Annotated in this window: 15 protein-coding genes and 1 pseudogene; 6 read left to right on the top strand and 10 right to left on the bottom strand. The window is 32.8% G+C overall.

Features of this window, described 5'->3' with window-relative positions:
• The 7 genes and pseudogenes from BLT80_RS20445 to rlmD all read right to left on the bottom strand — a co-directional run.
• Positions 1-641: pseudogene (locus tag BLT80_RS20445) on the bottom strand (beta strand repeat-containing protein); the annotation flags it as partial.
• A gap of 5 nt (positions 642-646) precedes the next feature.
• The gene (locus BLT80_RS18605; RefSeq protein ID WP_092470832.1) at positions 647-1,165 is read right to left on the bottom strand and encodes a T9SS type A sorting domain-containing protein; all 519 of its coding nucleotides are present in this window, start codon (positions 1,163-1,165) and stop codon (positions 647-649) included.
• A gap of 293 nt (positions 1,166-1,458) precedes the next feature.
• Complete coding sequence (locus BLT80_RS18600) at positions 1,459-1,983, bottom strand: DinB family protein (RefSeq protein WP_092470951.1); 525 nt, start codon at positions 1,981-1,983, stop codon at positions 1,459-1,461.
• Between the two features lie 102 nt (positions 1,984-2,085).
• Positions 2,086-2,844 (bottom strand): DUF6048 family protein, encoded by a 759-nt coding sequence (locus tag BLT80_RS18595; protein ID WP_245710301.1) that lies wholly within the window; start codon positions 2,842-2,844, stop codon positions 2,086-2,088.
• Complete coding sequence (locus tag BLT80_RS18590) at positions 2,810-3,385, bottom strand: DUF6452 family protein (RefSeq protein ID WP_139181107.1); 576 nt, start codon at positions 3,383-3,385, stop codon at positions 2,810-2,812. Before BLT80_RS18590 ends, BLT80_RS18595 begins: the two co-directional genes overlap by 35 nt.
• 4 nt (positions 3,386-3,389) lie before the next feature.
• The gene (locus BLT80_RS18585) at positions 3,390-4,889 is read right to left on the bottom strand and encodes a TlpA family protein disulfide reductase (RefSeq protein ID WP_092470826.1); all 1,500 of its coding nucleotides are present in this window, start codon (positions 4,887-4,889) and stop codon (positions 3,390-3,392) included.
• Positions 4,890-4,891: 2 nt separating this feature from the next.
• Positions 4,892-6,346, bottom strand: coding sequence for a 23S rRNA (uracil(1939)-C(5))-methyltransferase RlmD (gene rlmD / locus BLT80_RS18580; RefSeq protein WP_092470824.1), 1,455 nt, complete (start codon positions 6,344-6,346; stop codon positions 4,892-4,894).
• 138 nt (positions 6,347-6,484) lie between these two features.
• Here rlmD and BLT80_RS18575 point away from each other — a divergent pair, with 138 nt between their 5' ends.
• The 4 genes from BLT80_RS18575 to rocD all read left to right on the top strand — a co-directional run bounded on the left by BLT80_RS18575 (position 6,485) and on the right by rocD (position 9,303).
• Complete coding sequence (locus BLT80_RS18575) at positions 6,485-6,991, top strand: hypothetical protein (protein WP_092470822.1); 507 nt, start codon at positions 6,485-6,487, stop codon at positions 6,989-6,991.
• Positions 6,992-7,543 carry an RNA polymerase sigma factor gene (locus BLT80_RS18570; RefSeq protein ID WP_092470820.1) on the top strand — a complete coding sequence of 184 codons (552 nt, stop codon included), beginning with the start codon at positions 6,992-6,994 and terminating at the stop codon, positions 7,541-7,543. It begins immediately after the preceding gene.
• Entirely contained in the window at positions 7,533-7,919 is a 387-nt protein-coding gene (locus BLT80_RS18565) for a DUF6768 family protein (RefSeq protein ID WP_092470817.1), read from the top strand. The genes BLT80_RS18570 and BLT80_RS18565 overlap by 11 nt, the downstream gene beginning before the upstream one ends.
• Before the next feature lie 139 nt (positions 7,920-8,058).
• On the top strand, positions 8,059-9,303 hold the full coding sequence (gene rocD / locus BLT80_RS18560; protein ID WP_092470815.1) for an ornithine--oxo-acid transaminase: 1,245 nt from the start codon (positions 8,059-8,061) through the stop codon (positions 9,301-9,303).
• 76 nt (positions 9,304-9,379) lie between these two features.
• Here rocD and BLT80_RS18555 read toward each other — a convergent pair whose 3' ends face one another.
• Both BLT80_RS18555 and BLT80_RS18550 read right to left on the bottom strand, forming a co-directional pair.
• Complete coding sequence (locus BLT80_RS18555) at positions 9,380-9,712, bottom strand: CCC motif membrane protein (RefSeq protein WP_092470813.1); 333 nt, start codon at positions 9,710-9,712, stop codon at positions 9,380-9,382.
• Positions 9,713-9,725: 13 nt separating this feature from the next.
• Positions 9,726-10,028 (bottom strand): DUF2752 domain-containing protein, encoded by a 303-nt coding sequence (locus BLT80_RS18550; protein WP_092470811.1) that lies wholly within the window; start codon positions 10,026-10,028, stop codon positions 9,726-9,728.
• 92 nt (positions 10,029-10,120) lie between these two features.
• On the opposite strand from BLT80_RS18550, the gene BLT80_RS18545 reads away from it, so the two are divergent.
• Together BLT80_RS18545 and BLT80_RS18540 are read left to right on the top strand one after the other, a co-directional pair.
• On the top strand, positions 10,121-10,336 hold the full coding sequence (locus BLT80_RS18545; RefSeq protein ID WP_092470809.1) for a hypothetical protein: 216 nt from the start codon (positions 10,121-10,123) through the stop codon (positions 10,334-10,336).
• Positions 10,326-10,883: a Smr/MutS family protein gene (locus tag BLT80_RS18540; protein ID WP_092470807.1), complete on the top strand. Its 558-nt coding sequence runs from the start codon at positions 10,326-10,328 to the stop codon at positions 10,881-10,883. Before BLT80_RS18545 ends, BLT80_RS18540 begins: the two co-directional genes overlap by 11 nt.
• Here the strand turns inward: BLT80_RS18540 and BLT80_RS18535 are convergent.
• Positions 10,880-11,872: a hypothetical protein gene (locus BLT80_RS18535; protein ID WP_092470805.1), complete on the bottom strand. Its 993-nt coding sequence runs from the start codon at positions 11,870-11,872 to the stop codon at positions 10,880-10,882. The two genes, BLT80_RS18540 and BLT80_RS18535, sit on opposite strands and share 4 nt — an antisense overlap.
• Between the last annotated feature and the right edge of the window lie 99 nt (positions 11,873-11,971).

Genomic DNA, 11,971 nt, shown 5'->3' with positions numbered 1-11,971 from the left:
CCAGCAGGTCCCGCAGGTCCAGTTTCACCAGTAGGTCCAGTAGCTCCAGTTTCGCCAGCAGGTCCCGCAGGTCCAGTTTCACCAGCAGGTCCAGTAGCTCCAGTTTCACCAGTAAGTCCAGTAGCTCCAGTTTCACCAGTAAGTCCAGTAGCTCCAGTTTCGCCAGCAGGTCCAGTAGCTCCAGTTTCACCAGCAGGTCCAGTAGGTCCTGTTTCTCCTATAGGTCCTGGTGTAGAACTACCTGAAGTTTTCGCATATAAAGCATAAGGCACACTCATTAATTGACTGATACCTGTAATTGTATAGTTAGAACCTCCTGTTGGATCGATTTCAGTTTTAATAAAATATAAATTATTTCCCCAGTCAATTGTATTAAAAGAGCCAGTTGTATTATTTCCAGTACCGATTTCTATAGATAGTAATCCATTGTTATTTGTAGTTGGATTTTGAGTTTCAATATAAATAGCATTGCCATTAATTGAGCCTTGTAAAAGACTAATTTGTATGCCTATATTTTGATTAATTAATATTTGGTCACTAGTATTTCTTACTATCGCTTGATAGCTGATTTTATCTGGAGCTTGAGCCTTAGCGGATAGTGAGGTTACAATCAAGATAAGAATTAAAGTAATTTTTTTCATTTTGGTTAGTTTTTAACGATTTTAAAGATTTGGGTTGTTTGGTCTATTGTATTTTCAATTAGTAGTAAATATGTGGCCATTTCTAAATGGTTAACATTAATTGTGGTAGTTTTAGTAGCTACATTTCCTTCGGTTACTAATTGACCTAAAACGTTATATAATTTATAAGTAAGTGTATTGGGTTTAAAATCATCTATGTTAATGTTTAGCTTCGATGACGTAGGGTTGGGGTAAGTAGTGATTTCTAAATTTGTTTTTATATCGACTACCGTTAATGATTGGTCTTCAAAATAAAATTGAATACCTTGGAAAACGGAGGTGTCTGCGTTGATTATTGTATTCTGAACAACTTGTCCGACAGAATAATTAACTGTACCACCCGTGTCTGTGATATCGCCACCTGCGGTTACTATTGTTTCTTGAGCTTCCATATAATTGAAGCTTGAAATAAGCACTCCGAAAAGTAAAAAAGGTCTAGGGCTTAAACGCGATAGACATGCGTTAGCCAATTTAATTGGTTTCATAAAGTAGGTTTTAAAATTTGGTAAATCACTTATTTCATCGACGAAACGATGATTTAAGTAGATCAAATGTAGTTTAAATTAATACAATAAAAAATTGATTTTATATTTTATTAATTTCTGAAGCTTTAAACCTCAATACAAACAGAAATATTTTTGAAATTTGTATAAATATTATTACAAACTAACGTGATTTTAAAGCGAGCAATAGCAAGTGACTTTAATATTATAAATTGAAGGCTTTGTAAAACTTCTTTAAATTCGAATAAAAATTACGTTCAAATATTTATTAAAAGTTAATAATTAGCCTTAAGAATATCAGTATGATGCTCCACATGATGCGCTGTCCACATAATAATTTCTCTAACAGGCATTTTTCCCATTAAAGGATGTGGTAAAACTACAGTATCTAAATTTACATCGCTGATGCGTCTGGTTTTATATTGTATTTTTTTTGCTTCGGTTTGCAATCTGTTTAAAAAATATTGTTTGTCTTCAAGCTTTGGGATTTTCATGTTTTGAGAGCCTTTAAACGTTTTGCCTTTGGCATCTGCTAAACGTTCTTGATAGCGTTTTACAATAGCATCGTATGGTCTTACGGGTCTATTTGCTTTTCCGAATTTTAAACGCAGTAAAAACTTAGGCATACTCAAAGCATTGTTAAGAGGAACTATACTTTGTAACAAATGGAGTGCTTGCTGACCTGTAGTCCACTTACCTTCTGGTCCGAGTGTCCAAGAGTCGTCTGGCTGGTTTTCTAACCAAGTAATTAATTCTGAATGTTTAGCTTCAATTAAATCGGCAATAGCATCTTTATCCATGTCAGTCATTTTGATAAAGAAAAGATACGAAGAAAAGTTGAATTTTAGTTTTGTTTATTCTAGTGCTATTAGGTGTTAAGTCGACTACAGTTTTATTGCAAACTATTTTTCAACTTCTTTCTCCTGAATTACAATTTTATCTTTCTTAAAAATAGGAACTAAGTAAGATAAGTTAAAACCAAAACCTCCACCGAAGCTACTACTGTCATAAGTTCTGTTGTAACCAGGAATATAAAGATTTTCGTAATCATCGATTTCTTTTTCGGTAATTAAGACTTTTAGTTGAATGTTGAATCCAGCAAAGAAATTATTAAAGATTTCGGCTTTTAATCCTATTTGTAATTCTGTCCAAAGTGCCGTTAAGCCATTATATTCTTTAGCTTCATTAACAGTGTAGCGATCACCCCAATATTGATTGTTAATATCATAAACGGTATAGCTGTTTCGTGTTTGATTAAAAGAACTTGCACCAATACGGAATCCGGCATAAACCATATTCTCCATATCTAGCCAGTTTTGATAGAAATTCATATCAAATCCAGCTTTAAAATAACTACCTTTTGTGGTATTGCTTAAAATTTCGTTTTCGAGAATGCGTTCTTCATTTCCAATTTCGCCAGCGATATAAATACGTTTGGTTAAACGATAATCACCCATAATTTCAAAACCCGAATAGTCATCATCTAAAAAAGTTCTCGCGAGTTTGCTTATATCAGTACCAAGTCTAAGACCATATTTTTGCTTAAATACTAATGTATCGTTGACCGTTTTTTTCTTTTCTTGCGCAAAAGCCATTGTAGAAAACAACAGCAATACGATTACGCTTCTAGTGATAGATGCGTACATGTGTTGTGTTTTCATTTTCTATAAGTGCTTGTGTGGTTTCTTCGATTTCTATATTGGTAATCCATTGATCAGCATCCGTTACTCTTGCAATTCCTAGACTCTTAAAATTACTTTTGTAACCGCAAGCTCTAGACACGTAAACAAATTCAGTATTATAAGAGATTTCTATAATATCTATATTTGAATTCGTTAAAGGATCATCATCGAGCCTAAGATCGGTGTCTTTTTCTAAGATAAAACGTGTTGTTATAAGTTCTTGTTCTGCACCAACTACAAGGGGTAATTCTACTGAATTTGCAATTTCGTTAAAGAGCAGCGTGGCATCCGAAGATACCGTTGGCTCAATAGGATTACCATCACCATCTAATTCTAATAAACCATCACCATATACTGTAATTCTAGACACATTTAATAATTCATCAGTCTCAGAGGCATCATAGAATTCTACTATTAATCTGGGTGTGGTCTGTGTAGAGGCAGGGCAAATATCATCGCGCTCGCAACAGAGCAACAATAGTGCGATTAGTAATATTATAAGACTTTTATAATTATTCATTTAATTATTTGGTGAGTTTATTAAGTAGTTCTTTCGTTATCGGTTCACTTGGTCGGTATTCAAAACCTCCATATAGCATTTTACCATTTTTATCGAAAATATTATAATTAGGAAATCCAGTAATGTCTAAATATTTAGTCAACATTAAATTTTGTTTCTCAGTTACAAAATAATGTTTTCCTTCTAATTTATATTGCGCAATCATAGGTTTCCATAACGTCTCATCAGATTTATGGCAGATGTAAATAAATTCTACTGAATCAGAAAATTCCTTTTTTAGTTGTGGTGTCGCTTCTTTAAATTCGGATCGACATGGAGAACACCAAACAGCCCAATTATCTATGTATATGATTTTTTTATCAGAAGTACGAGTTATATCCTCAATGAAAGCTTCAGCAGTGTCATAATTAAATTCTAAAAGCTCAGCGTTTTTTGGAATTTCAGGATTTTTTACTAATAATTTTATAGTTTCGGTTCTAGTATTTATGATATTTTCAAAAATACTATTAGTATACAAGTTTTCAATAAAATCTTTTTCGTTAGTCAGAAAATCTAAATTGTTGTTTTCAAATGAATAATTAATAATGTCGTAAACAGCTAACTGTAGTAAAAGCTTGTTGCTGTTAAAATCTTGTTTTAGTTCTCTTATAACTAATGAATCTAGTTTTTTAATTTCTGTTTTAACACCTTTAGGGCTTAGTTTTTTTGAATAATGAAATCTTAAATAGTTTCCAATACTATTAATTTTAGAATTAACTAAATGAGATGCTTTAAGTTCTGGTAATCTTTCTAAGTTGCTAAAAAAACTGTCATTATATTGTACTGTTTTTGATGCTTCGGGATGAAACATCTCGTAATATAATGGAAACCCTAAAAGGTTGTCAACGGGCACGTAATGTTTTTCTACAAACAACCAATCCTTTAATGTTTGACTAACATTATTTTCAGCTAAAAAACGATCAATATTATTGGCATCAGCACCAAAAATACTGTCATAAAAGGTTTTGTAAGAATCAGGATTTAAGTCTTTCAGTTTGTTGTAATAAGTTCTCATGTTCAATTCTCTTGAAGCTAAAAACGTAAACAACTCTTTGTTTAATGCTGCTAATGACCCACTAAGTTTTGCATCCGTAAAAACATCTTTTTTGGTGTCGTAATTGTCTTTAAAAATAATGTTTACAGAATCACTTGGTTTTAGAATCAAATTAAATTCAACAGCTTTATATGCCAGTGTGATCGTTTGAGGATTATTAAGTAATAATGAGGTTCTAAATTCACCTGAATCTTCAATGCTTATGGTCTCAACTTTAAATTGCTCATCACCTAATAAATTATTGATATAAATTTTAAAAGTATTGATGGTATCATTAATAGGTCTATTCTCTATTGTGCCCGAAACAATGACTTCGGAATAATCATTATTACTGATTTCGCTGTCGTAAGATTTTTCATCTTGACAAGAAATTAGGAACGGAATGATTAAAAAATAAAGAATTCTTTTCATTTTTACTTTTTCTCAAATAACACAACCGTTTCAATATGCGCTGTATGCGGAAACTGATCTACTAAACTTAATTTTTTAATGGTGTAACCAGACTCCATTAATTGTTCTGTATCTCTGGCTTGTGTTGCAGGATTACAAGATACATAAACCAAACGTTCTGCATTTAGGTTTATTATTTTTTTAAGAGTTTTTGGCGCAATTCCGGCTCTTGCAGGATCTAGAATAATCGTTCTAATTTTATTGGTGTATTCTGGGTGTTCTGATAAGAATTTACCAACATCAGCTGCAAAGAATTTTAAGCCTTCAATATTATTTCGTTTGGCGTTTTCTTTAGCGTCTTCAATAGCAGCAGCCACAATATCCACTCCAACAATTTTAGTATTATCAGATTTGTTTGCTATAATTTGACCAATAGTTCCTGTACCACAGAATAAATCTAATACCACCGTATTGTCAATGGCATCTTTATTTTCTAAGGCATAATCGACAACTTTAGAATATAATTTCTCAGCACATTTAGGGTTGGTTTGAAAAAAGCTTTTCATGCTGATTTCAAAATTTAAGCCTAATAATTCTTCAACAATTTTATCGTCACCATACACTAGAGAAATACTTCCGGTTGTAGCAATCGTTCGATCTCCGGTTTCGTCGTTAATTGTATGTAGTAAACCAGCAACACGATCGCCAAACAACTCCACTAAATAATTTGCAAATTTATCTAAGTCAAATTCTGGTAAATCATGAGAGGTTGTGACTAAGTTGAAAAGTAATTGATTGGTTTTAAAAGATTTTCTAACGACAAAATATCTAAAAAAGCCTTCTCTTTTTGGTGGATGCCAAGGTGCTAATCTGGTGTCTACGCAATACGCTTTGATGTCTTTTAGTCGGTTTTCAAATTCAGCGTCAAATAAACCAGAATCTTCTTTAAGATCGTCACCACACCACCATGTACCGCGTTTTTTGAATCCTAATGTAAATTCATCTACATCGGTTTTTAATTCGTGATTATAACCAATGGCAGAAAAACCGTATTCCATTTTATTTCTATAATGAAATGTGTTTGGAGAGGTCACAAATTCGTCAAACTTATCTTCAATGTCAGCAACTTTACCAATGCGCTTAAATAACTCTAAAGTACTTTGCTTTTTGTATTCGTGTTGCTTTTCTATTGGTAAGTTAATATATGGAGCGCCAGGAATGGTTTGGTAAGGCATGTCTATTTCATCTTCCGATGGTTTTAAGACTTCAAAAAGTTTACATTCGGCATACTTTTTACTCGTCTTTTTTACATGTCCTTTAACCAATTGACCTGGCAATGTATTAGGAACAAAAACAACGAATTCTCCATGTTCATTTCTAATACGACCAATACCTTTGCCGCCAAAAGCATAGTCTTCAATTAAAATCTCAATGATTTCCCCGCGTCTTACAAATTTATTCCGTTCTCTCTTTGGCATTTCTTATTATAATTTGAGTGCAAAGATATTCTTATTTTATAAATAGTTAGACTGAATTGGGTCTGTATAATTTAGATTAACTTTAAAAAGAATTTCAAAATAAAATGAACCTTTTCATAATTCTTTCGTCTTTAAAGTATGAGAGTGAAAAATAGACATACCAGAACAATCCATCAGCCTAAAGAAAAGGTGTCTCAATTATTTAAAACATTAGCGTCCTCCGAAGATTTAGTTTGGCCTTCTGAAAATTGGCCAGCCATAAAATTCAAGAATGGATTGCAAGTTGGAAGTAGAGGCGGTCATGGTCACATTAGGTATACCGTTATTGAGATGAATGATTTCGATTTTATTAAATTTCAGTTTTCTAAACCTGTAGGATTTATCGGAACGCACGAGTTTAATATTGAAGCTCTAAATGCGAATACAACCGTTATACATCACGAAATTAATATGACCACAACATTTAAAGCGTCGTTATTATGGAGTTTGGTCGTTAGGTGGTTACACGATGCATTAATAGAAGACGCTTTTGATAACGTAGAAAATTACTATACCACTGCTAAAAAGGAAACCTCATATAATGTTTGGGTAAAAGTATTAAGAGCGATGTATATGAGAACATCGCGACCAACTAAAACCGTTTAATTGAAAACCGACCAAAGTAGAGATGAAGCATTAGTTGAAGCTTATAAAGCCGGCAATAAAAAAGCACTTGCTATTTTGGTAAAGCGATGGCATAAACTGTTTCGTGATAAAGCTTATTGGTTGGTTAAGGACAAGGATGTGGCAAAAGACATTGCACAAGAGAGTTGGACTACTATTATACATAAGCTTGAAAGTCTAAAAGATCCTAAACAATTTAAATTTTGGGCTTATAGAATTGTTTGTAATAAAGCCATGGATTGGCTAAGAGTACAATCTAAAAATCAAAAACAAACTTTAGAATCCAATTTTGAAATTGTAAGTGAGGACAAAGCTTATTCTGAGAATGACCATTTAAAAGCACAACTGGCAAAAGCGTTAAAAGCATTACCTAATAATCAGAAAATGGTAGTTCAGCTATTTTATATAGAATCGTATAGCTTAAAACAAATAAGTGATTTGCTAGAAATTTCAGTAGGAACAGCAAAATCGAGATTATTTCACGCAAGAGAGACGTTAAAAATAACATTAAAACATATAAATTATGACCACTAATACAGAAGACATAGACCAATTAATTAAAGAGACCTTAACACAAGAAGAAGCTAAATTCTATGACGATTTAGACGAGCAAAATCTATCGCAAATGATATTCGGAATCTTTAGCGGCAAGAATAGTTGGATTGTAATTGTAATGAGCATTGTGCAAGTAATATTCTTTGGAATTTTTATTTACTGCGCCATTCAATTTTTTAATGTAGAGGCAACAAACGATCTTATAAAATGGGGTGTTTTTGGAACCCTGAGTTTGGTCGTATCTAGTATGCTAAAACTGTTTTCTTGGATGCAAATGGATAAAAAGGCGATTCTACGAGAAATAAAAAGATTAGAGCTTCAAGTTTCATCATTGTCAGGAAAAATAACGGAGTAAGTTTTAAATCGAAAAGAATATTTATTAATTTGCACGTTCTTAGGGATGATTTCTCTCCCACGCTGCTTTTTCAATACTTTGAAAGAATAAAGGTGATGAAGGAATGGATATTTTATTCATTTATTAAATTATTTTTAAAATGGCTGTTATAGACCAATTAACATCGCAAGAAGCGATAGATTTAGAAAACAAATATGGTGCGCACAATTACCATCCACTACCTGTAGTATTGAGTAGAGGAGAAGGTGTATATGTTTGGGATGTAGAAGGTAAAAAATATTACGATTTTTTGTCTGCTTATTCTGCCGTAAACCAAGGACATTGTCATCCTAAAATTGTTGCTGCGATGACTGAGCAAGCACAAACACTAACCTTAACATCAAGAGCATTTTATAATGACATGTTAGGTAAGTATGAAAAGTATGCTTCCGAAACATTTAATTTCGATAAGCTTTTACCAATGAATACAGGTGCCGAAGCTGTAGAAACCGCTTTGAAAATTTGTAGAAAATGGGCTTATGAAGTCAAAGGAATCGATGAAAATGAAGCTGAAATCGTTGTCTGTGAAAACAACTTCCATGGAAGAACAACGACAATCATTTCGTTTAGTAACGATCCTGTAGCGCGTAAAAACTTTGGACCTTATACGAATGGTTTCATAAAGATTGAATACAATAATCTAGAGGCTTTAGAGCAGACTTTGAAAAACAATTCTAATGTTGCTGGGTTTTTAGTTGAACCAATTCAAGGTGAAGCTGGAGTGTATGTTCCTACAGAAGGGTACTTATCAAAAGCAAAAGCAATTTGTGAAGCTCATAATGTTTTATTCATTGCAGATGAAGTACAAACAGGAATAGCGAGAACAGGTAAAATGTTAGCTGTAGACCATGAAAACGTAAAACCAGATATTTTAATCTTAGGAAAAGCCTTATCAGGTGGTGCTTATCCTGTATCTGCTGTGTTAGCAGATGAAAGCATTATGAATGTTATAAAACCAGGAAATCACGGAAGTACGTTTGGAGGAAATCCAATTGCAGCAGCAGTGGCTATTGCAGCTTTAGAAGTGGTGAAGAACGAAGATTTAGCAAATAATGCTCAAGTATTAGGTGAATTATTTAGAAGTGAATTATCTAAATTTATTGAAACAAGTTCTATTGTTAATTCAGTAAGAGGTAAAGGCTTATTAAACGCTATTTTAATAAACGATGACGAAGACAGCGATACCGCGTGGAATATTTGTTTAAAATTAAGAGATAACGGTCTGTTAGCAAAACCAACACATGGAAATATTATTCGTTTTGCTCCACCTTTAGTAATGACGAGAGAGCAATTATTAGATTGTGTGTCTATTATCACTAAGACTTTAAAAGAATTTGAAGTTTAGAACTTACTAAATAATACGTATAAAAAAAAGCGATTTTCAATTAAGAAAATCGCTTTTTTGTGTTTTGTAGATAAGACTATTGTCCCATCATTTCTTGCATTTTCTCTTGCATTAATTCTTGATTTTGTAAAGTTTCCCATCCAAAATAAGAAATAATCCATAGTATATAAGCTACCATTAAGATACTTAAAACGACACCAATAATTCCCATTATTCGACCTGCTTTAACATTTCCAAAACCTGAATAGCTTTCAGGTGCTTCCATGTATAATTTAGTGGCTTTACCACCAAGAATAATTGCTACGATTCCGAAAATTAATCCAGGTAAACCGTAACAACAGCATCCAATAATTGATAAGATTCCCATGATTAGGACTAAGGTACCATTTGGTATTTGTTGTTTCTCCATTGTGTTAGTTGTTTTAGTTGGTTAAAAAGGTTTTTATGATAAAACTTATTACAATAATACTAATATTTAATAAAAAAAGCCCAAAAATTATTCTATGACCGTTTTTAAATTGAAATTTAAGATGCAATACTAAAAAAGAAAATAGGGCAATAAGCGAATAAATTGCAGGATACATATAGAAAGCAGCAACAAAATCTCCACTTAAAATTAATGACATAGAACGTTGCATACCACAACCCATGCAGTCGATATTAAACGTTTGTTTCCATAAGCATGGTAACATATAATCATCAAGTCCTTTTGCGAGTATTAACATTTTGCTAAATTAACAATTTGCTAAAAACTATTGTAATTGCTATTACTATTTTTCTAAACCTTATTTTTGTGTCTTGTTTTAATTATTGAATTATGAATATATCTAGACTCATCAATTTTATCTGTATTGTGGTCGGTGGAGCAGTCGCTTTCTATGCACAAGCACAACAAGAACAAAACACCTATATCTTAATGGGGGGTATTGTATTATTGGTTTTTGGTATTTATAGAACGTCTAGAAATATACCGAGTAAATTTGATAAAGAAGAAGCGTCTTTTATAAAAACAGAAAGAGAAGATGAAGTTTAAAGTTGGAGATACTGTTGAAACTATTGATGATGCCATTTCTGGAATTATAACCAAAATTTCAGGAGACACTATTACCGTTGAAGATACTGATGGATTTGATATTACATTTGAAGCTCGAGAACTCATGCTAATGGCTTCGGGTAATAGTTTAGAGAATGCTGTTTATAATACCGATTTCGAAGCTGTAAAAAAAGAGAAAGAATCTAAAAAACGAAAGTCAGAACCTACAGTTAAACCAAAAGAACGTCACGCTCCAAAATTTGAAGTGGATTTGCATATTCATCATCTCACAAAATCGTCGAGAGGGATGTCTAATTTTGATATGCTCAATCTGCAGTTAGATACTGCTAGAGGTCAGTTAGAATTCGCCATGCGAAAACGTATTCCTAAAGTTGTATTTATACATGGAGTAGGAGAAGGCGTATTACGCCAAGAGTTAGAAACGCTTTTTAGTCGTTATAATAATGTGAAGTTTTATGATGCCGATTACAAAACTTATGGATTAGGCGCCACAGAAGTTAGGATCCTTCAAAATGTTGAACCTTAATCGTCTTCAGGGTCAAAGTCAGATATAACGGTGGTTAATGTACCAAGGTTGATTTCTGTTGATCTGAATATCGTTAAATCCGTGTCTTTTACTATAAAGTTGGTTGTAACAGTTCTTGTATATTTATTCTCAAAAGCATCATAATCTTCAAAGTCATAGGGTGTATCTTCCAAAGGATTTAAATAAAGTAGTACTAAAACACCATTAACAGCTATACGATCATCTCCAGGACCATTTTCTCCATTAGCGTCTTCTAAACGTGTCGGAATTTCGTCACCATCGTCATCAGGATCTAAATAATCAGGAAGATCATCACTGTTTGTTGGATGATTTGCATCAGTATTTAAAGGGTTAGTTAAAGGATCACCATCCCCGTCTTCATCCAATTCGTCAAGTTCATTTTTTGTTAATACATTATCACCATCATCATCGATATCGAGATAATCTGGTATACCGTCTCCGTCTGTGTCTTTTGGGTTTTCTATACCGCCTGGGCCGTATTCAGAAATACTTGGTACTCCATCATTATCATCATCTACTATGGTAGAGGTTATATAAACATCTCCAGATAATGCTTCATAATCTTCTCGTATAGTTAAATTAGAGGGTGGGATTACAGCACAAATATCACTAGCGCTTAATTCTCTATTATACGTTCTGTAGATAAAACGTGTAGTACTTGCATTAATCGTTAATTCTGATGGTACGTCTACTGTTGTGGCTGATGTAAACAGTGCATCATTAGTGGTAGACTTTGGGAATATTAAAATAAGTGCTTCATTCGGATCATCTCGTGTGTCATAGACTAAATGATAGTCTTCGAAATTAGTGCAGTATGCTAATTCTTCATCAAACTCTAAGTCTACTGTTAAGATATCACCATCATCACAGGCGGTTAAAAAAGCAAAACAAAATAGGATAAAAAAACGACGGATCATAGATTCAAATTTTAACAAAAATAACGGATTTGTAAAATTATAACGCTCCATTATCTAAATAATTTTATTTACAATATTTTTGCAAGATGAAATGAGCATGTTTAACATTTTATCATTCAAACAAATGATAAATGGCCAACCGCATGTGTC

The organism is Winogradskyella thalassocola (genome assembly GCF_900099995.1).
In the GTDB taxonomy this organism is placed as follows: Bacteria; Bacteroidota; Bacteroidia; order Flavobacteriales; family Flavobacteriaceae; genus Winogradskyella; species Winogradskyella thalassocola.
This window is presented reverse-complemented; position numbering and strand designations above follow the sequence as displayed.